27 protein-coding genes are annotated in these 20,969 nt (G+C 41.2%); all 27 read left to right on the top strand.

Annotated features, from left to right (window positions below):
* The coding region (locus tag LBD46_04855; GenBank protein MDR2426491.1) for a hypothetical protein at window positions 1-192 on the top strand (192 nt) is incomplete at its 5' end.
* Between the two features lie 4 nt (window positions 193-196).
* Window positions 197-631 (top strand): DUF5681 domain-containing protein, encoded by a 435-nt coding sequence (locus LBD46_04850; protein MDR2426490.1) that lies wholly within the window; start codon window positions 197-199, stop codon window positions 629-631.
* Window positions 624-1,925: a phage terminase large subunit gene (locus LBD46_04845; protein ID MDR2426489.1), complete on the top strand. Its 1,302-nt coding sequence runs from the start codon at window positions 624-626 to the stop codon at window positions 1,923-1,925. Before LBD46_04850 ends, LBD46_04845 begins: the two co-directional genes overlap by 8 nt.
* Window positions 1,925-3,358 carry a phage portal protein gene (locus LBD46_04840; protein ID MDR2426488.1) on the top strand — a complete coding sequence of 478 codons (1,434 nt, stop codon included), beginning with the start codon at window positions 1,925-1,927 and terminating at the stop codon, window positions 3,356-3,358. Before LBD46_04845 ends, LBD46_04840 begins: the two co-directional genes overlap by 1 nt.
* On the top strand, window positions 3,358-4,437 hold the full coding sequence (locus tag LBD46_04835) for a phage minor capsid protein (GenBank protein MDR2426487.1): 1,080 nt from the start codon (window positions 3,358-3,360) through the stop codon (window positions 4,435-4,437). Before LBD46_04840 ends, LBD46_04835 begins: the two co-directional genes overlap by 1 nt.
* A gap of 70 nt (window positions 4,438-4,507) precedes the next feature.
* A complete protein-coding gene (locus tag LBD46_04830; GenBank protein MDR2426486.1) occupies window positions 4,508-5,062 on the top strand; it encodes a hypothetical protein in 555 nt (184 codons plus the stop codon).
* Between the two features lie 49 nt (window positions 5,063-5,111).
* Entirely contained in the window at window positions 5,112-6,308 is a 1,197-nt protein-coding gene (locus tag LBD46_04825) for a phage major capsid protein (GenBank protein ID MDR2426485.1), read from the top strand.
* A 21-nt stretch (window positions 6,309-6,329) separates the two neighbouring features.
* Window positions 6,330-6,725, top strand: a complete 396-nt coding sequence (locus tag LBD46_04820) for a hypothetical protein (GenBank protein ID MDR2426484.1) — start codon at window positions 6,330-6,332, stop codon at window positions 6,723-6,725.
* Between the two features lie 116 nt (window positions 6,726-6,841).
* Window positions 6,842-7,156: a hypothetical protein gene (locus LBD46_04815; GenBank protein ID MDR2426483.1), complete on the top strand. Its 315-nt coding sequence runs from the start codon at window positions 6,842-6,844 to the stop codon at window positions 7,154-7,156.
* Complete coding sequence (locus tag LBD46_04810) at window positions 7,153-7,503, top strand: minor capsid protein (GenBank protein MDR2426482.1); 351 nt, start codon at window positions 7,153-7,155, stop codon at window positions 7,501-7,503. The genes LBD46_04815 and LBD46_04810 overlap by 4 nt, the downstream gene beginning before the upstream one ends.
* Window position 7,504: 1 nt before the next feature.
* Window positions 7,505-7,987: a hypothetical protein gene (locus LBD46_04805; GenBank protein ID MDR2426481.1), complete on the top strand. Its 483-nt coding sequence runs from the start codon at window positions 7,505-7,507 to the stop codon at window positions 7,985-7,987.
* Complete coding sequence (locus tag LBD46_04800; protein ID MDR2426480.1) at window positions 7,975-8,457, top strand: hypothetical protein; 483 nt, start codon at window positions 7,975-7,977, stop codon at window positions 8,455-8,457. Before LBD46_04805 ends, LBD46_04800 begins: the two co-directional genes overlap by 13 nt.
* A gap of 19 nt (window positions 8,458-8,476) precedes the next feature.
* Complete coding sequence (locus LBD46_04795; GenBank protein MDR2426479.1) at window positions 8,477-8,830, top strand: hypothetical protein; 354 nt, start codon at window positions 8,477-8,479, stop codon at window positions 8,828-8,830.
* On the top strand, window positions 8,827-9,420 hold the full coding sequence (locus LBD46_04790; GenBank protein ID MDR2426478.1) for a bacteriophage Gp15 family protein: 594 nt from the start codon (window positions 8,827-8,829) through the stop codon (window positions 9,418-9,420). Before LBD46_04795 ends, LBD46_04790 begins: the two co-directional genes overlap by 4 nt.
* The gene (locus tag LBD46_04785) at window positions 9,407-11,470 is read left to right on the top strand and encodes a hypothetical protein (protein MDR2426477.1); all 2,064 of its coding nucleotides are present in this window, start codon (window positions 9,407-9,409) and stop codon (window positions 11,468-11,470) included. The genes LBD46_04790 and LBD46_04785 overlap by 14 nt, the downstream gene beginning before the upstream one ends.
* On the top strand, window positions 11,467-11,829 hold the full coding sequence (locus tag LBD46_04780; GenBank protein ID MDR2426476.1) for a hypothetical protein: 363 nt from the start codon (window positions 11,467-11,469) through the stop codon (window positions 11,827-11,829). Before LBD46_04785 ends, LBD46_04780 begins: the two co-directional genes overlap by 4 nt.
* Complete coding sequence (locus tag LBD46_04775; protein ID MDR2426475.1) at window positions 11,829-12,296, top strand: DUF1833 domain-containing protein; 468 nt, start codon at window positions 11,829-11,831, stop codon at window positions 12,294-12,296. Before LBD46_04780 ends, LBD46_04775 begins: the two co-directional genes overlap by 1 nt.
* Window positions 12,293-12,688, top strand: a complete 396-nt coding sequence (locus LBD46_04770) for a C40 family peptidase (GenBank protein MDR2426474.1) — start codon at window positions 12,293-12,295, stop codon at window positions 12,686-12,688. The genes LBD46_04775 and LBD46_04770 overlap by 4 nt, the downstream gene beginning before the upstream one ends.
* Window positions 12,669-15,929: a phage tail protein gene (locus LBD46_04765; protein ID MDR2426473.1), complete on the top strand. Its 3,261-nt coding sequence runs from the start codon at window positions 12,669-12,671 to the stop codon at window positions 15,927-15,929. Before LBD46_04770 ends, LBD46_04765 begins: the two co-directional genes overlap by 20 nt.
* Window positions 15,919-16,575 carry a hypothetical protein gene (locus LBD46_04760; GenBank protein ID MDR2426472.1) on the top strand — a complete coding sequence of 219 codons (657 nt, stop codon included), beginning with the start codon at window positions 15,919-15,921 and terminating at the stop codon, window positions 16,573-16,575. Before LBD46_04765 ends, LBD46_04760 begins: the two co-directional genes overlap by 11 nt.
* Window positions 16,576-16,591: 16 nt before the next feature.
* A complete protein-coding gene (locus LBD46_04755; protein MDR2426471.1) occupies window positions 16,592-16,900 on the top strand; it encodes a hypothetical protein in 309 nt (102 codons plus the stop codon).
* A gap of 11 nt (window positions 16,901-16,911) precedes the next feature.
* Entirely contained in the window at window positions 16,912-18,105 is a 1,194-nt protein-coding gene (locus LBD46_04750) for a hypothetical protein (protein MDR2426470.1), read from the top strand.
* Window positions 18,106-18,214: 109 nt separating this feature from the next.
* Window positions 18,215-18,517, top strand: a complete 303-nt coding sequence (locus LBD46_04745) for a hypothetical protein (protein MDR2426469.1) — start codon at window positions 18,215-18,217, stop codon at window positions 18,515-18,517.
* A gap of 20 nt (window positions 18,518-18,537) precedes the next feature.
* On the top strand, window positions 18,538-18,909 hold the full coding sequence (locus LBD46_04740; GenBank protein MDR2426468.1) for a hypothetical protein: 372 nt from the start codon (window positions 18,538-18,540) through the stop codon (window positions 18,907-18,909).
* Window position 18,910: 1 nt separating this feature from the next.
* Window positions 18,911-19,303, top strand: coding sequence for a hypothetical protein (locus LBD46_04735; GenBank protein ID MDR2426467.1), 393 nt, complete (start codon window positions 18,911-18,913; stop codon window positions 19,301-19,303).
* Between the two features lie 17 nt (window positions 19,304-19,320).
* Window positions 19,321-19,710 carry a M15 family metallopeptidase gene (locus LBD46_04730; GenBank protein ID MDR2426466.1) on the top strand — a complete coding sequence of 130 codons (390 nt, stop codon included), beginning with the start codon at window positions 19,321-19,323 and terminating at the stop codon, window positions 19,708-19,710.
* Between the two features lie 164 nt (window positions 19,711-19,874).
* On the top strand, window positions 19,875-20,954 hold the full coding sequence (locus tag LBD46_04725) for a site-specific integrase (GenBank protein ID MDR2426465.1): 1,080 nt from the start codon (window positions 19,875-19,877) through the stop codon (window positions 20,952-20,954).
* Window positions 20,955-20,969: the final 15 nt, after the last annotated feature.

Genomic DNA, 20,969 nt, shown 5'->3' with positions numbered 1-20,969 from the left:
GCATTAAAGCGCAATTCAAGAAGCAAAGATATAGTTCTGGATGGCTTTGGCGGCAGCGGTTCTACGCTTATTTCATGTGAGCAACTCGGCCGCCATTGTCGTGTTATGGAGCTTGACCCCAAATATTGCGATGTAATAGTAAAGAGATGGGAGTTGTTTACTAACCAAAAAGCAAGATTAATGCGAGGTTAGTTATATGGCTAAAGGTAAAAAGACTGGCGGTAGTAATTGGAAAAAAGGCCAGTCAGGAAACCCTAAAGGGCGGCCAAAGCTTCCAGATGAAATAAAAGAAGCGCGCAGACTGTCGGTCGAAAAGATTATTGAGATGTTTTCAAAGTATCTTTTGATGACTGAGGCTGATTTTAACAAGGTAGACAGAACAAATTTAACTTTGCTTGAAGTTTGGTTTTTGAAAAATATAGACGTAGCTATGAAAGAAGGCAATCACGCAGTTTTTGACAAGATCCTTGACAGAATAATTGGACGGTCTTTCATGGGAGTAAAGATAGAACTTCCATCTGCCGGAGCAATAACTCCGGAGCAGCGGCTGTCAGAAATTTTAAAGACTTTGCAGAATCCTGAAAAAACACAGGATATTAAAAATCTGATTGAGGTCAAAGCTAGTGAGTAAATTAAAACCTTTTAACGCTAAACAGGTCGCTTTTATTAAGCGGTCAAGGACTTCTTGGTTTAATGTCGCCGAAGGCGGTAAAAGAGGCAGTAAGAACATCGTTAATACTTTGGCATGGTGTATAGAAGTTGATAATCACGATGACGATTTGCATTTAGCTGCCGGCGTTTCGGTAGCAAGCGCAAAGCTAAATATTATCGATTCAAACGGTTTGGGCGTTCGTTACTATTTTGCCGGAAGATACCGCGCTGGAAAATATGAAGGGCGCGATTGTGTTTATGTTGATACTCCAAAAGGTCAAAAAGTTATATTGATTTCCGGCGGCGGTAAAAAAGGCGATGAGAAACTTATCAAGGGCAACTCATACGGAACCGCGCTGATTACTGAGTCAAACGAGTGCCATCCTGATTTTATCAAAGAAGTTTTCGATAGGACTATATCCAGCTCTGATAGAAAAATATTTCACGATCTGAACCCGAAGCCGCCAAAGCATTGGTATTACGCAGATGTCTTGGATTTTCATTTTAAGCAGCAAAAAAAGATTAAGAATTACGGCTTTAATTATGAACATTTTACGATTGCCGATAACTCAAGCATTCCGGATGCGGTAAAACGTCAGATACTTTCAACGTACGATACAGAGTCTATATGGTTTAAACGTGACATTCTAGGCTTAAGAATTGCAGCTGAAGGCGCAGTATATCCGCTCTTTGCAAACAATCCGAAGAACTTTATTATTAAAACCGCGCCGCCAATAATGCTGGGTTCTGTAGGCGTAGACTTTGGAGGAAATAAGTCCGGGCAGTCTTTTAGCCTTGTTGGATTTACGCCGCGCTACGCAAAAAAAATTATTCTTGATGAGGAATACAGAAAAGGCGCGCTTGATAATCCGGCAACTCTTGCGGCAGCATTCAGCTCTTTTGTTCAGAGAAATATCCGCACTTATCCGGCATTAAAGTATGCGTTTGCCGATTCTGCCGAGCAGGTTTTAATTCGCGGGCTTGCCGCTGAACTGAAAAAAGACAAAGTTCCTTTACTTTTGAGAAATTCGCTCAAGCTGCCCATTATTGACAGAATCAGAATGGACAATCTGCTTTTATCACAGGGCCGGCTTGAGATTATGGAACACTGCAAATATACACAGGATGCATTTGCTGAAGCTCTCTGGGATGATAAGGCAGATGAAGATAAAAGGCTTGATGACTTCACTTCAAATATAGATCCGCTTGATTCTCAAGAGTACGGTTCGGAAGCGTTTGTGGGTCAGCTAAATTCTTATAAGGCGGTGGCTTAATGTATCTTAACAGAAATTCAATTATATCTTTAATTCGCAGTGCAGGCTATGTCACTGTGCGCCCCGGCTTTTACGATTTAATGCACGATTGGAAACTATGGTATCGCGGCAAAGTCAGCAAATTTCACACATACAAAATCCACCAAGCCAAAGGTCAAAGTACTTGCGTTGAGATGCGCTCTCTCGGTATGGCTAAAAAAGTATGCGAAGACTGGGCAAATTTGCTGTTTAACGAAAAGACCTATGTAACAATTTCTGAACAGGGCTTGCAGGATGCGTTCCAAGCTGCTCTTGATTTTAATAACTTTGACGTACTCGGTAACGAATCAATCGAATCAGCCTTTGCGGAAGGAACGGGCGCATGGGTGTTACGTCAGGAAAACGAAGGCGATGAGCCGCTCATTGATTATGTCCACGGTGATATGGTTTTTCCTCTGGAGTGGGCAAATGGTCAGATTGTGAGCTGTGCTTTCGGCAGTGTGATGGCAAAAAAAGGCAAAATGTATTTGTATCTTCAGGCGCATGAACGTAAACGCGATAAGCCTAAAGATGAATGGTACTACGTTGTTGCAAACAGATTTTATGAGATCAATGTTCGTACAGGCTGGGTTATTGATGTTCCTGTAAAGTTTGAAGAGGTTGAAGATGAGAAAGGTTATGATACGGCTACTCCTTTATTTTCTATTATCCGTCCTGCTATTGCTAACAATGTAGACGAAAACTCCCCTATGGGTATTTCAATTTATGCTAATGCCATCGATAACTTAAAAGACTGCGATATCGCATTTGATGGTATGTCGATTTCAATGAAGACAGGACGCCCTCGTATTGCTATATCAGAAGCTCTGGTTAAGATAGACGCTAACGGAAATCCTCGACCTGTAACCGATGAACAAGATAGCGTCATCTACAATATCCCGCAAGAGTTTGCAAGCAAGGATTCAAAGCCATTGATTGAAGATATCACACCTGCGTACCGCGCTAATGATTACGCAACGACGCTTGAAAAAGAATTGATACTTCTTTCTCAGAAAGTCGGCATGGGCGATATGGTTTATAAGTTTGACGGTACCAATGCGGCAACTGCTACGCAGGTCATCTCTGAAAATTCCGATATGTTCCGCACAATGCAAAAACATCAGAAGGTTGTTGCCGCAGCACTTAAGAATTTAGCAAGAGGGATTTTATTCTTAAAGACATTAACTGTAGGCAAGGAAGTCACAGTAACAGTCCAATTTGACGATAGTATCATTGAGGATACTAATGCTGAAAAGGCGCAGATGATTAATGAAATAAATGCCGGCATTGCTGCTCCGTGGGAATATAGAGAAGCGTTCTATGGCGAAAATGCCGAGACGGCAAAAAAGAATGTGCCGCCGGCTAAAACATATCCAACATTTGACTTTACTGGTGCTGGAGGAGGCAACGGCTAATGCTTGAAGCATCTTACCTTGACCATATGAGCGATGGGCTTGATTCAATTTTCTCGGGGCTTCAAACGAGTATTGAAACAAGTCTTGCCGCACGTTTGAAAAGGGCAAACTACGGCGTTTCAGCACAGCGTTGGCAGCAGGAAAAATTAAAGGAAGTTAATTCATTTTATAACGCAATATCAAGCGATGTACGCGGATCCTTGAAATCGGCAAGCAGTGAACTTCAATCAGTTTTAAAAAGTGCATCGGCTAAAAGCATTACAAACGATAATAGGATACTGCGTCTTTCCGGAACGGCAACGGCCACAACTTCAAGTTTGGATAGGTGGGCGCAAATAATTGAAGCCGGATATATTCAAACGATGGGAACCTTGACAAATCTTTCAAACACGACAGGTTCTATTGCAATATCAAAGTTCACGGCGTTTCTTGATACAGCACATTTTGAGGTTGTCAGCGGAGCTTTCACTCCGGATAAAGCAGTAGAGAGTGCAGTACGTAAGCTGGCACAAGAAGGCGTTTATTCAATCGAGTATTCAAGCGGTAGAAGTATTTCAGTAGAGGCTGGTGCGCGCCGGGCAATTGTAACTGGAGTGAATAGAACTACAGCGAATATCTCTCTTAATCGTACCATAGAACTTGATTACGATACCGTCAAAACTTCAGAGCATATCGGCGCAAGAGAAGAGCATGCGGCTTGGCAGGGAAGGATATTCAGTTTAACTGGAAAGAGTTCTAAATATCCGAATTTCTACGAAGCAACCGGCTATGGTACAGTCACAGGACTTTGCGGCGCAAACTGCAGACATAATTTTTACCCTTGCGATCCACGCGTTGAAGATCCATTTGCAGAGATATTTACATCAAAAGAAAATGCCGAAATGTATGCGCTTGACCAAGAGCAGAGATACAACGAAAGAATGATACGCGGATGGAAGCGCAGAGCAGACGTTATGGAAGCCGGTGGGCAAGATAATACTGCAGAACTTTTAAAAGTAAAAGAATGGCAGAAGCGCCAATCAGAATTCGTCAAATCAAATAATCTCGCGCGACAGTATGCCCGCGAAAAAATAGCCTAACCTATAGGCGATAAAATACAGGTACGCTGCAATCAGGTATTGAGAACGGCGAGTAGTTAAAGGAGGAAGTATGGATTTTTTAAAGGCGAAGTTAGGCGAAGAGTTGTTTAATCAGGTAAAGTCGAAACTCGAGGGTACCGGAATTAAGTTGGTGGATTTATCCACAGGCGAGTATGTATCTAAAGATAAGCATACGCGCATAATTGCAGAACACGATGAGGCGATAAAAAAGAAAGACGGAGAAATCGCCAATCTTCAGTCGAGCGTAGCGGGTGATGAAAAATTGAAGAAGCGCATTAATGATTTAGAAGGCGATGTCGCTTCCTATCAGAGTAAAATCACACGTTTTGAACACGAGAAGACGGTTTCAGGAAAAGGCATTCAATCGAAGTATATGGATGCCGCAATTTCACAGGCTGAAAAGCTCGTATCAAAAGATACGCCGTTCGATAAAGCGGTTGACAGTGTTCTGGAAACGTATCCCGAGTGGAAGACAGAAACCAAAGTCACGCCAGAAAAAAAGAGTACTTTTCCTCTGAATAACAATAATGCATCAACAGCCGAAAGCGAAGTGGCAGAGGCTAGAGCAAAAGCGAATGATGTATTTAGGAAAGCAGGAAAATAAAGTATTTAGAAAAGCGGTAAAGAGTTCCGCGAATTAAAAGGAGACAGAAATGCTTATAACAAGAGAAGATATAGCGCTTTTAGAAAAAGTAATTTTGCCCGGAATCTTGTCCGGAGTTCCCAAAGCATCAGTTGTTCTTTCAATGATGACGAGACTTCCGAACATGACGACTGGGCAGGAAGTGATGAGAGTTGACGATGTGCTGCCGCAGGCTTACTGGGTAAACGGCGACACCGGCACGAAACAGACGACAATGGCGGCATGGGATAAGGTTTTGATTAAGGCTGAAGAAGTCGCGGTAATCGTGCCTATTTCCGAAGCCGTACTTGCTGATGCCGATTATGACATTCTTGGCGCAATACAGCCCAAAATTGAGGAAGCATTCGGCAGAGTAATTGACGAAGCTATTATCTTCGGCAAAAACAAACCTGCAGGATTCCGCAACGATATCATAACATCAGCGCGCAATGCTGGCAATAATGTTCAAATACCGGCAAGCAATCCGAATATGTATGATCTCTTACTTGAAAAAGGTGGTGTGATTTCCAAAGTTGAAGAAGCCGGTTATATGCCTAACGGTGTGGTAGCAGGATTGACTATGAGAGCCAACTTGCGCGGAATTAAGGACTCCAACGGTCAGCCTATTTTCAATAAAAACGGAATGCAGGAAAGGACTCAGTATGCACTGGATGGTTTACCGATGTTCTTCCCTGAAAACGGTGGATTTGATTCTTCAATAACTCCGCTCATCGTGGGTGACTGGAAACAGGCGGTTTATTCTATTCGTCAGGATATCACGATAAAACTTCTGACTGAAGGTGTAATTACAGATCCGAACGATTCGAATAAAATTCTCTACAATCTCGCACAGCAGGATATGGTTGCACTGCGTGTCGTCTTGAGGATGGGTTGGGCTTTGCCGAACCCAGCGACTGCGTTAGATCCGGACAGAACGAACTTCCCTTTTGCATATTTGGAAGCGAAATCTGGTCAGTCCTACGATACGCGGACCGTAACTTTCACAGTTAAGGACGATGCTTCAACTCCAGCTGCGATTAAGGGTGCAAGGGTAACGTTAAACGGCACAGCGCTTCTGACTGATGAGGATGGCAAGGTTGTATTTAATATGCCTGCCGGAACTTATCCTTACAGAGTAACAAAACAGGGTAAGGTAACGCAGACAGCGGATATAACTGTCGGAAGCTCGGCTGTAACGAAGACAATAACGCTCGCAAAAAGAGCTTAACAAATCGAGGAGGGTATAAAGATGGCAGCATATATTGATGAAAATTTTTATAACAACGTCTATATGGGAAATCCTATACCCTCCGCTGATTTTGCTCGAGTAGCTTTACGCGCAAGCGAAGATGTTAACGCTATGACTTATGGTCGTATCGAACGTCACGGCTTCGGTAATTTCAGTGCGAGCATTCAAACTCAAATTAAAATGGCGACTTCAGCACTTGCCGAAGCCCGCTACGCGTATTTCAAACTCACGGCAGGCTCGGGCGGAGCGTTAAAGACTTCCGAAAGCGTACCGGATTACAGCTATACAATAGATAAAGAAAGTATTCAAAAAATAAATTTTGAAGCATACGGCCGCGCTCGGAGTTATCTATATCCGACAAACCTGCTGTATGCCGGGATGTGTCCATGCAAGTAGTAAGTGCGTTTTTACGACCAGATACAGTAACTCTGTTTAATAGCTCTCCAGATGGAAATAAGACGAAATGGCGGGCTACTACGCTTGTACGAGTTCGTTTTGAAGATGGCAGAGCCGTGCGTCTGGCACGTAGAGGCATTGAAACGCAGGACACTTCAACGCTGCTTATTGATTTGCGTGATTACGACTCCGGCGGCAAAGCCTATGTTCAGTCTGATGATTGGACTCGCCAGTCTGACGCGGATAAAGATACATCTTGGACGATAAAAACGGAAGCTGACTTTTTCATTACGCGCAAAGTTGATGATGCAGATTTGAACTTATCAAAAGAGGAGCTTATGCAGAAATACCCTGTATTTAGCTTAACAGGGCTTTCTACTAAGCGAGCTGATGAAGGCAAACCAATAATTCTGGTGGCGGTAGCGAGATGAATGTAAAAGTGAACATAAACATATCGAAAGTAATGCAGAAAGTTGGCGCGAATAAGAGGCAGTCCCAACGCGCGCTGGATGCCGCTGTCTTAAAAGACAGTGCGCCTTTCGTTCCTTTTCAAACAGGAAACCTGGAAAAGAGCGGCATACTCAGTACTACAATAGGTTCTGGTTTGGTTGTCTACAATGCACCTTATGCAAGAGCGCAGTATTACGGCTTGTTTAATCATTCTAAAAACAAGCATTCGCGCGCTACGAGGTTATGGTTTGAGTTTGCGAAAGCTCAATATCTGACTAGATGGATTCAGATAGTGCAAGAAATTCTTTACGGCAAGAAGGAACAGTAAAATGGACGGTAAAATTTTCATCGTTGCATTGCAGGAATTCATAAACTCGAACTTTGCGAATCTTTCGCCGAAAGTAGAGCTTGAGTTTTACAGCGGTACAAACTATCCTGCAGCTCTTTTAAAAGCAGGAACTTTCACGTCGCTTAAAAGATACTTACAGGGAGGCGGACAGTTCTTGCTTTCTTTCTCTATCATTTACAAAACAAATTCAGCTGACGATAAAGAGAAAGCATTTAACTGGCTGAATGCTATCGGAACGTGGCTGTCGCAGGTTAGCCTGCCGGAGATATTCAGAAAACCAGACTATAAGAGCTTGCCTAATATCAACACTTTAGATCTCGGCGATGACTTTAAAGCAATGGCGGCTGATTTGGTTCAGACTCCGATTGATATTACAGGGCAGGACAGCGATGGAGTGGCTTTGTATCAGGCAACATTCAATCTAAAATTCAAAGCAAAAGGAGCAATATTATGGAACGCATGAGGTATGAAAAACTGCACTATGCAAACATCGGAACAGCGAGTTCGCCGCAGTGGGTTTTGATTAATGAAGGTATTACAGACTTCACAAACAGTCTCAATCCCGAAACGGATACCAGACAGTATATTGCCGATAAAACGGCAAGAGAGAAAACAAAGTCATATCAGCCCTCATATGCTTACTCAGGGCTGCTCAATGATGACGATCCATTTTCAAAATGGTTGTATGGTCTCTCTGCCGATCAGAAACTCAATATAAAAGTTCCTATTGTATCGGTTGATACGTGGGATGAGACAACTTCCGGAAGCGGACTATTCACGGCGAGAATGGCCACATATAACGTTATACCTGACAATGACGGTTCCGGAGCGGGCGGAGATGACCTGAATCTCTCCGGTACGATATCTCAGGACGGAGACCTTGTAAAAGGGACATGGGATATGGAAGACCAAGAATTCACGCCTGCCGCTTAACAACATAAGGAGAAATTGAATGGCTGATGAATTTAAAGTAGGAGAGAAAGTTTTAAACTGCAATTTCGCAAATCCTGCGTTTATGAAAAAAGTTGAGGATGCTTTTTTGAACTTTGCCAAAACACAGGACGAATGCGAAAAGAAAGAGAAGCGCACATATGCCCAAGTTATTGAAGATGGCTGTAATATGTGCGAGCGCGTTTTCGATGATATTTGGGGCGATGGAACCGCATCAAACCTTTTTCCTGAAAAAGACTTATCGGAGCTTGAAGAAACGATTTACTCATTCCTTGAGTTTATGGACGCGTGCAAAGCCCGAATACTGAACAGACGCGCGAAAACGATTCAAAAGTATCTGGAGATAGCGAAATGAATCTGTTAACGGATAAGCCGCCGAAATATGTTGATATAGCGGGAGAGCGAGTGGAGCTTCTGACTGATTATCGTCGGGTTTTGATTTTTATTAAAGCTCATGATGATGAAGAGTTAGACACATCAGGACGTTTGGAGCTTCTTTTAAAGTTGTTTTTTAAAAAAGAACCGTGCAACTTAAATGCTGCGATAATCTATATCATGAAAACTTATTTGCTTGGCGGCTCTCCGTTTGCGGATACAGCATTAAAGAGAAAAGCAAAAAAAGCGGCAAAGATTGTATTTGACTACGACATCGACAGCGCGCGGATTTACGCGAGCTTTTGGCAGCAATACAGAATTGATTTAACGAAAGCAAAACTTCATTGGTATGTTTTTAAGGCCTTGTTTGAAGGCTTGAACGAACAAACCACTTTCAGACAGATTGTGAATTTCCGTCAGATGCGTAAAAAAGATGTACCGAAAGAGATGCGTCAGGAGTATGCTGATGCACTGGAAGAATTAAAGATTCCACTGGCGCACGGACCGCGCAGGAGCGCAAAAGAAATTGAAGCAGAATTGATTGAGAGGGCAAGCCATGTCAGAAAATAATGACGGGTCCGTAAAAATCGGCACAGAGCTTGACCCTAAAGGCGTTGAAAAGGGTTTAAAGCAGATGCGACAAGATATGTTATCTGCTACTCAGCAGATTGCAAAATCTCTTGACGATTTAAGTAAGCAATCTCAAACGCAAGCCACTAAATCGGCGAACGCTTTTTCTGATATGGCAAAGAAAGTAGCGGCGGCTTTTTCCGTTGCAATGATTGTGCGCTTCGGCGTAAGTACTGTTAAGGCATTTGGAGAAGCGCAGCAAGCTGTTAACAAACTCTCGGCTTCATTGAATAATGTCGGAATAACTTCAAAAACCGCTCTAGTTGACTTCCAGAATTTTGCTACGGAAATGCAAAACTTTACTGGATTATCTGATGAAACAATTCAGAATGCGCTTGCTCTCGCTACGAATTTCGGATTATTCGGACAGCAGGCAAAAGATACTGTTAAGGCAGCTCATGCACTTTCTTTAGGATTGGGCATGGATCTAAACAGTGCGATGATGTTACTTGTTAAAGCTGCGGAAGGCAACACAGATATGCTTGGTCGTTACGGTTTAGGCATTGCTAAGACAGGCGATAAAGCAAAAGATTTTGAAGAAGTTTTGCGTAATGTAAATAAACGTTTCGGCGAGCTTGCGACTGCGAATGCGGACACTTTACTTGTTAAAACTAAAGCCCTAAGTGAAGCTTGGGGAGATTTAAAAGAAACGATTGGCGGTGCTATTGCTCCCGCTTTAACAGACATTCTAAAAACATTAAATGATATTGTCGTAATCACAAACACATATCTTAATAAAGAACAGCAGCAAACTGCTAAAAAGACGGCTTCAGTATGGAGTGAAGTCTGGGGAGCAGCTAAAGACATTGTCACAAAAACAATTAAAGCAACATACGGCGATTTAGGAAAATTTGGAAATTTTACCGATTCTATTGCAACGGGAGTCGGTGGAGGTTTAGAGAAAACTATCGCGCAAGCAAAAATGGATGCCAAGATTCTGGCGGAAATAGAAAAACAGCGGAATGCTGCAATTCTTAGAGAACAAGAAGCGGCGGCTAAAGTTCGATATGAACAAGAACGCTTACTTGCAGAACAGAGAAAAACACTCGCAGAAAAGCTAGGCGAACAAACCAACGAAGTTGAGCGCACAAGCTTAAATGTTCAAGCAAAGCAAGTTCAAGAATATCTCCAAAAAAGAGCCGCCGATGAAAAACTCTATGGAGAGGCGCGTTTACAGTTTTATAAAGATGAGGCACAGCGACTTATTGATACGGGCAAATTTTCTGCTGAACAAATCACATCAATTATGCAAGGTGCAAATGATGCAGTAAAAGATAAAGCTCCGACATTTGCGGAAAGTTGGGAAATCGCAATGCAGGAAATGAGTGATTCAGCAGTTAAGACTTCCGATATTATAAAGAATGCAATGGCTTCAACAATGGAAGGTTTTGACGCAATGGGAGAAGCTCTTGCGCGTGGCGAAGATGGAATGAAAGCATTTGCAAAAACAAGTGTTTTGGCTTTAGCCGATGTTGTTAAAGCGCTGGCAACACAGTTAGAAGCTGAAGCTTTTGCAGCCTTATTAAAAAAAGATTACGCAGCATTTGGACAAGGAATAGCTGCTGCTGCGGCAATGAGAGTAGCTGCGGGTGTGATTAAGGCAATGGCCGGAAAGTTCGCAACAGGCGGTTTTGTGGGCGGTAATTCTAAATCCGGTGATAATGTGCTTATACGTGCAAATTCTGGTGAGCTGGTATTGAATGAAGGTCAGCAGGGAAATATAGCTCAAGCTCTCATGGCGGCAAGTGCAATGCTTTCGAATGCCGTTGCCTTACTTAATAAATCCGGTGGAAGTTCCGGATCGGTGGAAGTTAATATAATCAATCAGGCAAATGCCGAAGTATCAGTAGCTCAAAGCAATGTAAATAATGTACGTACTCTAGATATCATGGTCAAGCAAAAAGTACAGGAATTTCTCGCCAGCCCACAGGGTGCAAATACAATGTCCGGACTTTACGGCGTAGGCAGAAAAGGAGTGAATAACAAATGAGTCAGAATTGGCCTGCAGGTGTTAATCAAAATGCTATGCATCCGCGCGGATACCGCGAAGGCTCAACAATTATTGTCGAAGAAAATGACATAGGAAGCCCTAAAACTCGGCAGCGCACTACTGGAGTACCTAAATATCATAATTTCGATATGGCTTTTGCTCCGGCAGAATGGAATTTATTAACGCAATGGGTTCGCTTCAATTTAAAAGGCGGTGCTGAAACATTTATGTTTCCTAGCCCACAGACCGGGCAGATTGTTGAAATGCGTTTAATAGTAAATGAGTCTGGCTGGTTTTCAAATTACAGAGATTCGGCCGAAGAAAGGGTCATTACTCTAAATCTTGAGGAGCAACCATAATGGCTATAAGTAAAGCTCTGCTTGCCAAGCTTTTCAAAAAGCGCGTTCCGGGGATGGTTCCGATACTGTTAAAGATATCGCATGATTCGCTTTCAAATCCCTTATTCTTAACCGATAACAATGAGCCTCTTGTATATGAGAGCGAAACATATCAGCCGGCATCCTTTATTTTTACGTTCCCGGAACAAAGCAAAGATAGCGTGGGGTTGGCAAAAATAACTATGGGCGCGGTAGATCAAACGCTTATAAATCTTATTCGCAATTTAACATCTCCGCTTCAGATACGTTTTGCGGCCGAATACTACGAAGATGGTAACTTTTCACGGCTTGACGGCTTTAGCTTTCAGCTTATTAATGTGTCCTGGAATGCTTTAACCTTTAGCGGAGATCTTGCTTTTAAAAGCCTTTTAGACATGGATTTTCCATCCGGCGAATTCTCATCAATAACTACTCCGGGGGTGGCATGAAAAACTACACAAAATATCTTTTTTACAAATATAAAGACAATGCCCGCGGAGAAGATGGTTTTATAGATTGTTACGGCCTGTTTTTGCTTATTCAAAAAGAGATTTTTGGCAAGGACTTGCCGGATTTTAATGGCTACGACTGTGGTGTAAAACAAAATCTAAACAAGAATTTGTCAAAAAGCTTAATAAATTATCCTGCAAAAAGAATATACGCGGCAATCGAAGGCTGTGGTGTAGTTATGGAAAGCGGCGGAGTCGATTCGCATATCGGCATTTACATAGGAAATAATAAGATCATTCATTGTTCTCACAAGCGGAATGTCATTATTGAAGACATTATGGAGCCACATCTAAAGGGGAGGCTGAAATTCTATGAAATTTTATCTATATGAAAATCTGCTTTCCGAAAGGTTTAAAGAAAAGAATATTGACGGCGCTGAAAAGCTTACATATGCGCAGATATTTGAACGTTTAAAGCTTGAAGGGTATTTTGTAGTCATTGAAAACGACATCGTAAAAAAGTATCCGGCGTGCGCGAACGAAAAACCACAGCAGGAGGCTATCATCGCAATTAAAAGAATCCCGAAAGGCGATGCAAACACGGTAAGTTATATACTCGGCGGCGTGTTGGTTGCTGCAGGAGTTGTGCTTTCAATTGTAGGTTATGGCGTGGGCGTACCTTTGATTATAGCTGGTGCAGGTATGATAGCAGGAACGGCTATTGCTCAAATCTATGCCGGTGACAATGTTCCCGACCAGAAAGACGCGCCGCAAGGCAAAGAACAGTACGGGCTTCAAGGTGCGCGTAATCGTATTGCTTTGGGAAGCAAGTATCCTGTCATTTTCGGCACGCACGTTATAACGCCGCCTCTCGTTGGAACTTACTACACTGAACTTTCTGATAATAACGGCCGCGGCGATCAGTACCTTTACGGACTACTTTGTATAGGTTACGGCCAGCTTTCGCTAAAAGATATTAAACTTGGGCTTAACCCTTTAGCCAGTAATACGGCTGACATCCGTAACGGCAATATTACTATTGATGGCAACTATGCCGGACAGCTTGAGATACGCCAAGATGGCGAATATCCCACTTTATACCCGTATAAGATGTATGAAGAGCAAATCAATGCTGAGCTTTTCAAACCCGGAGGCGTCCTTCCCGAGCTCAACGGGATTGAATCGAGATTTACACCTAAAAAGACATTAAAAATAACAAGCATTATCGTTATGAATGGTCTCTATAAGATGAAGGATAACGGCAGCTTAGAAGCCGTATCTGTAACTGTTGGAATGGGCTATCGTAAGCGCGGCGCAACAGGCTGGAGTACTATCCCAGAAAAGATTTTAAGATGGGCTACTCCGGATACTTTGCGTTTTGAACTCTCTTATACTTTTACACAAACTGAGATTTTAGATAATCCGGACGGAGATTGGGAAGTAGCTTTATATCGTACTACTGTGCCATCGGAAGTCGTAAAAGTTCGTGATGCTGTTTACTGGGGAACATTACGCAGCAACATAAATGACAGGCCGGTCTCTGAAAACGAGTTAAAAAAGATGTGTCTACTTGCGTTCCGCATAAAAGCGACAGAAACGTCAAACGGAGTTCTTGACCAGTTAAACTGCATATCTACCTCTGTTTTGCCTATATACGATGAGTCTGGGACCGGCGAATCTGCCTGGATAGTATCTGATAAAACTTCAAATCCGGCTGCAATATTTTTAGGTTGCTTGCGCGGCAGTTATCTTCCAGAAAAGGTCGATGTCGAATCGATTGACTGGCCGGCTGTGGAAGCGCTGTATATGTGGTGCAAAAATAATGATTACCGCTGTGATGGTGTGATTTCAAACGGCGAAACGCTCCGGAACATATTAAACAAGGTGCTGGCCACATGCCGCGGCGCGTTTTACGTTAAAAGCGGGCTTTATTCGCTTATACATGACATTGAAAAGCCAAATCCTATTGCAATCCTTACCCCTAAAAATAGCCGTGATTTCTCAGCAAACAAAAGCTTTGCAAAACTTCCGAAAGCATTAGAAATAACCTACAACGATGAGAGGAATGATTATGTCGCAAAAAATGATCTTGTTCTTTTGGATGGCGAAACCTTAGATCAGAATAACGGAGATGTCAGCGAAAAGCTTTCTGTTTGGGGGGTCACGAATTACGATCAAATCGTAAAACTCGGAAGATATATGCTTGCGGCCGCGCGTAACCGTCCTGAAAAGTATAATGTGACAGTTTCGATTGAGCATTTCGGTTTGCCGGTAGGAGAACGCGTCCTATTTCAGCATGATGTTTTACTTGTTGGACTTGCTGGCGGTTTTGTGAAAGCAGTTTATATTGATGATAATACAATACAGCTTGATGAAGTACTTTCTTTGGATGCTCAAAAACAGTACGCAATACAGATTTTTAAGGAAAATGATGGGAATATAATCTATTTGCCGGTCATAAATGTTTCCGGTGGAATAACCGATATATTAGAAGTTGCTGGCGATCTTTCAGAGGTTGTGGCGCAAGACATATATGCTTTCGGCGAGGCTGGAAAAGAAACACTAGACTGCATAATTGAAGCGAAATTTGTTAATCCAAGCCCGGAACTAAGCGCCGAAATATCTCTTGCATCATACGCGCCTGAAATATTCGATGCGCCGTCAAAGCCGATTCCGCCATATGACCCAAAAACTACCGTAAAAGGCAACTACAGCCTAGTTGTGGTTCCGGAAAGTGAAGCCGGAGAGAAGCCTAATAACGGTAATACTGTTCAGGATGATGGCGGCGTCTATTTTGATTTTCAAGATTTTGCCATAAAAGGTAACACCCTCTTAAATCTTGGCTCTTTAAAAGAAGTCGCTGATGCTATTTTTAGTTCGATTTCAATAGAGCCCGATATTAACGGTAATTATGCAGTGGGAACCGCGAATTCAAGTATTGTTTTTGATGTCGATACATTACTTTTTCAAAACTCTTCAATGGTCTTTTGGATAAAAGATATCACGGCTTCCGGCATCGTTGTAAGCTACGTTGATGATTCACAGCTTAATTCTTACATCATCTCTTATGATAACGGTATTCTTCACGTTCAAATACAAAATTTAGGCGCTGACATTCCGCTTGATGTTGATGAAGGATGTATGATCTCGATAATTAACGATTTTGATAATTCCGCCGTACGTGTATATAAGAATCTTGAATTAATCGGCAACTATGAACTCATTGCAAACCTTATATCCGAAGACGGAGATAATCTCATATCCGAAGATGACGATAATCTTATATCCGAAGGACTGATAGGATACGGAAATCCTATCCGCGGTGTGCCTTTTCATTTATTCGGAAATGAGATGGCCGGTTCAAGCTTTTCCGGGAAAATAGCATTTTTTAGGATATATGGATGGGCATTAAGCGAAGTAGATATAAAAGCTCTCTACGAAGATAACCGCATATTGCTTAACACGGCAGCCGAAACGCGCTATCTAGGTGAATTCGAAGAGGCGCCACTTGATATAAATCTTTATGACGTTTTTACTTATACCGGAGTCACTAACGATACTTTTTTAAACGGTAAAAATTATGCACTCGTTCAGGGCGGGTGGCAGATATGGGAGCTCAAATATGGCAGATAAAAAATTATCCTTATACGATTTGTTAGCAAGTTTAGGCAGCGAAGATTTAATTCCAATTTTACAATCTATCGGCAATGGCGTTTATGCAAATAAAAATATTACGTATGCTGCGCTTGCAAACTTAATAGCTGGTAATTCAGCCGCAAAAGACGGCAGTAATATCGTTGCTGAAAGTTTCATTACTGCTTTAGGCGCCTTGAAGAAAGACGGCGGTAACGCTGCCACAGATAGTACGGGACTTGCTACGTTATTTGCCAATTTAGGAGTAACATTAAGCACGGTTCGTTTACGGTGTGAACGTCCACTGACAGATCAAGGTAGTTTTTATATTAATTTTTTATGTATCAAAATTAAAGCTTTTGAAGCTTTCTTCTTAATGGGGAAAGTTACAGACCCTATCGGTAATGGAAGAGGCTTTGCAGTCCATTTAGAAAGCGATGAAGATCTTACCTTTACTGATGATTCAAAAATATTTCCATGGGCATCATGCGCATATTCAGAAAATCCCAATGCACACATGTATATGCAATGCTATCCGCATTCAAGTTCGTCATTCAAAACAGTATATTTCAAGGATATTTCTACGGCAACTGCTAAAACATACCAGCAAGATACAAACTTATTTATTTTTGGTTTCAAGCAATAATAATACAGGAGGGGCTATGATTTTGCAGATTGAAGTTAAAAACGAAGGGAAAGTAGACTATGCATCTGTCAAACGGAAAGATGGCGCACAGGGTTCAACATTAAGAATCAAAAACGGCGGCGGTATTACAATTCAAGTTATGATGCAGAATGACATGGGCAAAATTCCAGAAGATAACAATTGGGATTCTATGCCGAATGCCGACGGGACGCCATGGGTAATTTCAAATGATGGATTCTTCGCGATAAAAGCAATGAATAATTTTATTCAGCTTATCGTTCCCGATGATACGAATACTGAAAATATCATTGCATTACTTTCTTAAAGGAGTACACAATGAGCGGAGATACAAATTTTAAGACAGGCTTTTTATTGACGGAAGACGCCGGCGGAGGCGGGGGCGATGTTACAGACATTACGAATGACTATGCAGTTTTACGTGAACAGATACGCGGGTATTATGCGACTTCAAATATATTTAATTTTATGTTCAATACCGACAGAAGCTTAAATATCTTAGCTGGTGCGACAAACTCTCCAAGCAGATATTATTTACAAATTGCACGGTATGACGATCCAAGTAATATTCTGGATGGCACGTCGACATTGATTTCAGATATGAATTACGCAATCGGCCAATCTTCAATGGGAGGAAACAATCAGATAGATAGCGTAGCTACTATGGCAAAAGACGATAGCTTTGTATTGGTGTGCGGATTAGGTGGAACTTCAGGCGTGCATAGACTTGGAATTGATCCGGAAACATATAAGTTTACAGGAGTAAATGCCTCTTTCGACACGGGTATAGCATCACCTAAGAAAATGGAAATTATAGACGCTTCAAATTATGTAAATTATGACGGAGATCAAAGTCTGCAAATTTTCAATTTCGATGGCGCAAATCTGACAAGAACAAAAACTATTGCAATGAATTTTGATATTGTGTGCGTGAATGCTGTTAACGGATTTGTTGTCGTAATAGGCTTGAGTAAAATAGTTGTAATAAACCCTACGACAGAAGAAATTGTTTATACTGAAGATACAGACGATACTCTTTCCGGCATTTACGGGCTAGATGGCTATGCATTCATTAAAACTCTTTCAAGTCAGATAGAGCCTTTAATAACTCTACAGATCACAGAAGGAGGTGTCATCACTAAGCTGCCCCTTAGTGTAACAGGAGATTTTCAGCCCGGCATCGTAAAATCTTTAATAAATGTTGTAAAAGATGATAATGTTTCCGGGAATCAATATATCATTATCTACCATAGCTATAATGCATCTAATGTTGGGCTTAAAATAAACTTAGATACTTTATTCGTAGGAAATTTAAATATTGGTGTAGAAATCTTAACAGGAACTCCTGCGACAATAAAACCGTCATTTATTTCTGGAAATAGAATGATCTTTAACAGCAATGTGTTGGGACAACCCGGAACCGGATATACGCAGATATATAAGTATCAGTACGGTGTTTATAGCTTAAGATATAAAGGTTTACTTTTTAAGATCGTTGGAATAGGTGCTTAACGAAATAAGGTTTGTTTTATTGAAAATCGACTATCTACTTAATCGTTGATAATATTTTTTTATCAAATATGTAAGCGTATATATGATTACACACAAAGGAGCTATCAAAGTGGAAGACAAAATTGACCGCCGCAAGACAAGTTGGGGTAAAGAGCTATGGCGCACTTTGATCGTGGCCATCATTGCTGTTGCAGTAAGCTATCTTATGAACTGGAGCCTTTACGAGTTTAAAATAAATCAGGCTCATGCCGCCATTCAGATAATGAACACAAAAGACAACGAACAGGATAGCCGAATTATAAAAATTGAAACTAAAGTCGATTCTATCGACAAAACGCTTGATAAAAACGAATCGACTTTAAACAGAGTGTCAGAAAACATTACAGAAATTCTTCGATATTTGCGCAAGTAAAAATTAAAGGGGGTAGTATTATGATTTTAGGACTTTCACTCATGCAGTTTGTTTTGTTAGTATTGTTTTTAGTGCTTTTTACAATTGGAGGTTCAGGCGTTATGGATTGGGGAAGAAATCAATATAAAAACTTCCGCGATGGCGATAAAAAAGGCATTATTTTGGGCTTTATCACGCTGATTTCAGGCTTCAGTATTGGATTTGGATTAAGTCTTGCGTTGAATGAATATCACTCAGTTTGGTTTGGAATCTTGCTTGGGCTTCCAGGTGTCGCATTTATGCAGGTTGCTTGGCGTAAGTTGTTTGCGCCTACAGAAACAAAAGTAAATATACCTGAAGAATTATTTGACTCTATAGTGGAATCATTAAAAAATAAAATATCTAAGGGCTAAAATGAATGAACTTAAAAGTGCTCTTGTTGCTGTTCTTATTGCTTGTTTTATTTTCGCCGCCGGCGTTGGGTTCGGATATTTATATTTTGGTAAAGGAATCGGAATACAACGAACTGGTAGCGAACGAAAAGAAGACGCTGAAGTCCAGCGAAAATTCGATGAATCTCTTAGATCTAATGCAGATAGAAGTCGAGAAAATGAAGAACGACAAAATAGAAGCCTCAAAATTATCACTGGAACGGGAGATCTTCTGGGAGCAGAAATACAAGACATCAGAAAGCAGAGCGGATTCATATTATCTGTCTTGGAAGAAGTCGGAAAGAACCGCTACGTTTTGGAAGACGACAACGGGCGTTTGTATTTGCGTAGGATTGACAATATTAATAGTCAGTAAAATTTAGGAGGCAAACCATGCCGAAGTTTTCTCAAGCATCAGCAAGTCTGCTGGTACAATGCCATCCTGACCTGCAGATGGTTATGAATGAAGCAATCAAAACAATCGATTTTTCTATTCTGCCATCAACAATAAGAACAATAGAAGACCAGAAGCACTTTGTTGCTGAAGGCAAGTCAAAAACTATGAATTCCAAGCATTTGAAAGGCGCCGATGGCTTTTCACATGCTGTGGATATCTGGAAATATCCTATAAATTGGAATGATGAAAAAGGACAGGCAGAACTTGCGCGCTATATTCTTGGTATATCTGATGCGTTTTTTGCTTCAGGAAAGATAAAGAATAAAGTCGCATGGGGTGGAGACTGGAAAAGCTTTGTTGATATGCCGCATTTTGAACTGATTTAACTTTAAAACAAAATAGCACACCCGCCGCGCCTCTGATACAAGCGCACTTCGGCGGGTTTTTGTTTTTGTAAAAGTCAATGCTCAAAATTCCCATCCATGTGGGAAAATTTGTTATTGAGTTGGGCACCTAATATGCGATACCATAAAATAAAAAAGGTATCTGTATGGCAAAGAAACGTTCATCTCTATTTCATGTTAAGAAGCGCGGTAAGAAAGGCATGTACTATGTCTATTATTATAATAATGCCGGCATTCAAGTAGGAGAGCCTATATCTACCGATCAGCAAGCGGTTAAGCCGTATATTAAGAAACTACTTGAAAGACTTGAAGCAGAAAAATTTGGAGCGCCGCGCAAGAATTATCCGTTTGAGAGCTTTTTAGAAGAGTACAAAAATCATTCAATAAAAGTTTTAGAAAAAGCTCCGGACAGTTTAAAAAGAGATAGCTATATATTAAAGATGTTTTTAAGCAAATTTCCTCATATTAAATATGTAGAGAATTTTAATGCCGATATTGTAAACGAATACAAGTATATCCGCCGGCAAGATGTCTGCCCTTTCAAAAAGACTCCTTTACTTCCAACAACAATAGATAAAGAGCTATCATTTTTAAAGGCGCTATTAACTTTTGCAAATTTCAAAAACTACCATTTAAAGAACCAATCTGTATATGTTCAAAAGATAACTGGCGAATATAAGTACAGGGGCACTGTTCCATCGGCGGATGTTGTAAATAATTTTATATCTCGTTTTGAACATCCACATAAGACGGCCTTAATAATACTAGGGCTGACATCTATGCGTCCAAAAGAAGGCGTAAATTTACGATATTCATGGATTGATTTTGAAAACGATATGATCTATCCCAATGGCACCAAAACCGAGAATGCTGATAATGGCATACCTTTAGTGCCAGAGCTCAAGGAGTATCTCTTAAAACTCAAAGAAACAGCTAAAAGCGATATTATATGTGCCGATGACACAGGCGAGGCACTCTCGCGGCAAAATTTTACAGTATACTGCTATAAGATTCGAAAAAAATATAACCTGCCAAAAATCACACCCTACACGCTTAGGCACTATTCAGCAACTACATTGTTCCGGAAAGGCGCTAGCCTCTTGAAAGTATCAAAGATACTTCGGCATTCCAATGTGAAAATGACAAGCAATGTTTATATTAATCTGACTCAGGAAGACTTAAAAGAAGATATGAACTTGCTGCAAGGCTCCATATTAACAAAATAATAACAAATTGCTAAA

It is taken from the genome of Candidatus Endomicrobium procryptotermitis, from assembly GCA_031279415.1.
GTDB classification, from domain to species: domain Bacteria; phylum Elusimicrobiota; class Endomicrobiia; order Endomicrobiales; family Endomicrobiaceae; genus Endomicrobium_B; species Endomicrobium_B procryptotermitis.
Note: the sequence above shows the minus strand (reverse complement) of the source record. Positions and strands in the feature narration are given on the sequence as shown.

What these genes read in the sequence shown, in the direction of transcription:
- LBD46_04850 (MDR2426490.1), top strand. Translation starts at nt 197, where the DNA reads ATGGCTAAAGGTAAAAAGACTGGCGGTAGTAATTGGAAAAAAGGCCAG.
- LBD46_04840 (MDR2426488.1), top strand. Translation starts at nt 1,925, where the DNA reads ATGTATCTTAACAGAAATTCAATTATATCTTTAATTCGCAGTGCAGGC.
- LBD46_04835 (MDR2426487.1), top strand. Translation starts at nt 3,358, where the DNA reads ATGCTTGAAGCATCTTACCTTGACCATATGAGCGATGGGCTTGATTCA.
- LBD46_04830 (MDR2426486.1), top strand. Translation starts at nt 4,508, where the DNA reads ATGGATTTTTTAAAGGCGAAGTTAGGCGAAGAGTTGTTTAATCAGGTA.
- LBD46_04825 (MDR2426485.1), top strand. Translation starts at nt 5,112, where the DNA reads ATGCTTATAACAAGAGAAGATATAGCGCTTTTAGAAAAAGTAATTTTG.
- LBD46_04820 (MDR2426484.1), top strand. Translation starts at nt 6,330, where the DNA reads ATGGCAGCATATATTGATGAAAATTTTTATAACAACGTCTATATGGGA.
- LBD46_04810 (MDR2426482.1), top strand. Translation starts at nt 7,153, where the DNA reads ATGAATGTAAAAGTGAACATAAACATATCGAAAGTAATGCAGAAAGTT.
- LBD46_04805 (MDR2426481.1), top strand. Translation starts at nt 7,505, where the DNA reads ATGGACGGTAAAATTTTCATCGTTGCATTGCAGGAATTCATAAACTCG.
- LBD46_04800 (MDR2426480.1), top strand. Translation starts at nt 7,975, where the DNA reads ATGGAACGCATGAGGTATGAAAAACTGCACTATGCAAACATCGGAACA.
- LBD46_04795 (MDR2426479.1), top strand. Translation starts at nt 8,477, where the DNA reads ATGGCTGATGAATTTAAAGTAGGAGAGAAAGTTTTAAACTGCAATTTC.
- LBD46_04790 (MDR2426478.1), top strand. Translation starts at nt 8,827, where the DNA reads ATGAATCTGTTAACGGATAAGCCGCCGAAATATGTTGATATAGCGGGA.
- LBD46_04785 (MDR2426477.1), top strand. Translation starts at nt 9,407, where the DNA reads ATGTCAGAAAATAATGACGGGTCCGTAAAAATCGGCACAGAGCTTGAC.
- LBD46_04780 (MDR2426476.1), top strand. Translation starts at nt 11,467, where the DNA reads ATGAGTCAGAATTGGCCTGCAGGTGTTAATCAAAATGCTATGCATCCG.
- LBD46_04775 (MDR2426475.1), top strand. Translation starts at nt 11,829, where the DNA reads ATGGCTATAAGTAAAGCTCTGCTTGCCAAGCTTTTCAAAAAGCGCGTT.
- LBD46_04770 (MDR2426474.1), top strand. Translation starts at nt 12,293, where the DNA reads ATGAAAAACTACACAAAATATCTTTTTTACAAATATAAAGACAATGCC.
- LBD46_04765 (MDR2426473.1), top strand. Translation starts at nt 12,669, where the DNA reads ATGAAATTTTATCTATATGAAAATCTGCTTTCCGAAAGGTTTAAAGAA.
- LBD46_04760 (MDR2426472.1), top strand. Translation starts at nt 15,919, where the DNA reads ATGGCAGATAAAAAATTATCCTTATACGATTTGTTAGCAAGTTTAGGC.
- LBD46_04755 (MDR2426471.1), top strand. Translation starts at nt 16,592, where the DNA reads ATGATTTTGCAGATTGAAGTTAAAAACGAAGGGAAAGTAGACTATGCA.
- LBD46_04750 (MDR2426470.1), top strand. Translation starts at nt 16,912, where the DNA reads ATGAGCGGAGATACAAATTTTAAGACAGGCTTTTTATTGACGGAAGAC.
- LBD46_04740 (MDR2426468.1), top strand. Translation starts at nt 18,538, where the DNA reads ATGATTTTAGGACTTTCACTCATGCAGTTTGTTTTGTTAGTATTGTTT.
- LBD46_04735 (MDR2426467.1), top strand. Translation starts at nt 18,911, where the DNA reads ATGAATGAACTTAAAAGTGCTCTTGTTGCTGTTCTTATTGCTTGTTTT.
- LBD46_04730 (MDR2426466.1), top strand. Translation starts at nt 19,321, where the DNA reads ATGCCGAAGTTTTCTCAAGCATCAGCAAGTCTGCTGGTACAATGCCAT.
- LBD46_04725 (MDR2426465.1), top strand. Translation starts at nt 19,875, where the DNA reads ATGGCAAAGAAACGTTCATCTCTATTTCATGTTAAGAAGCGCGGTAAG.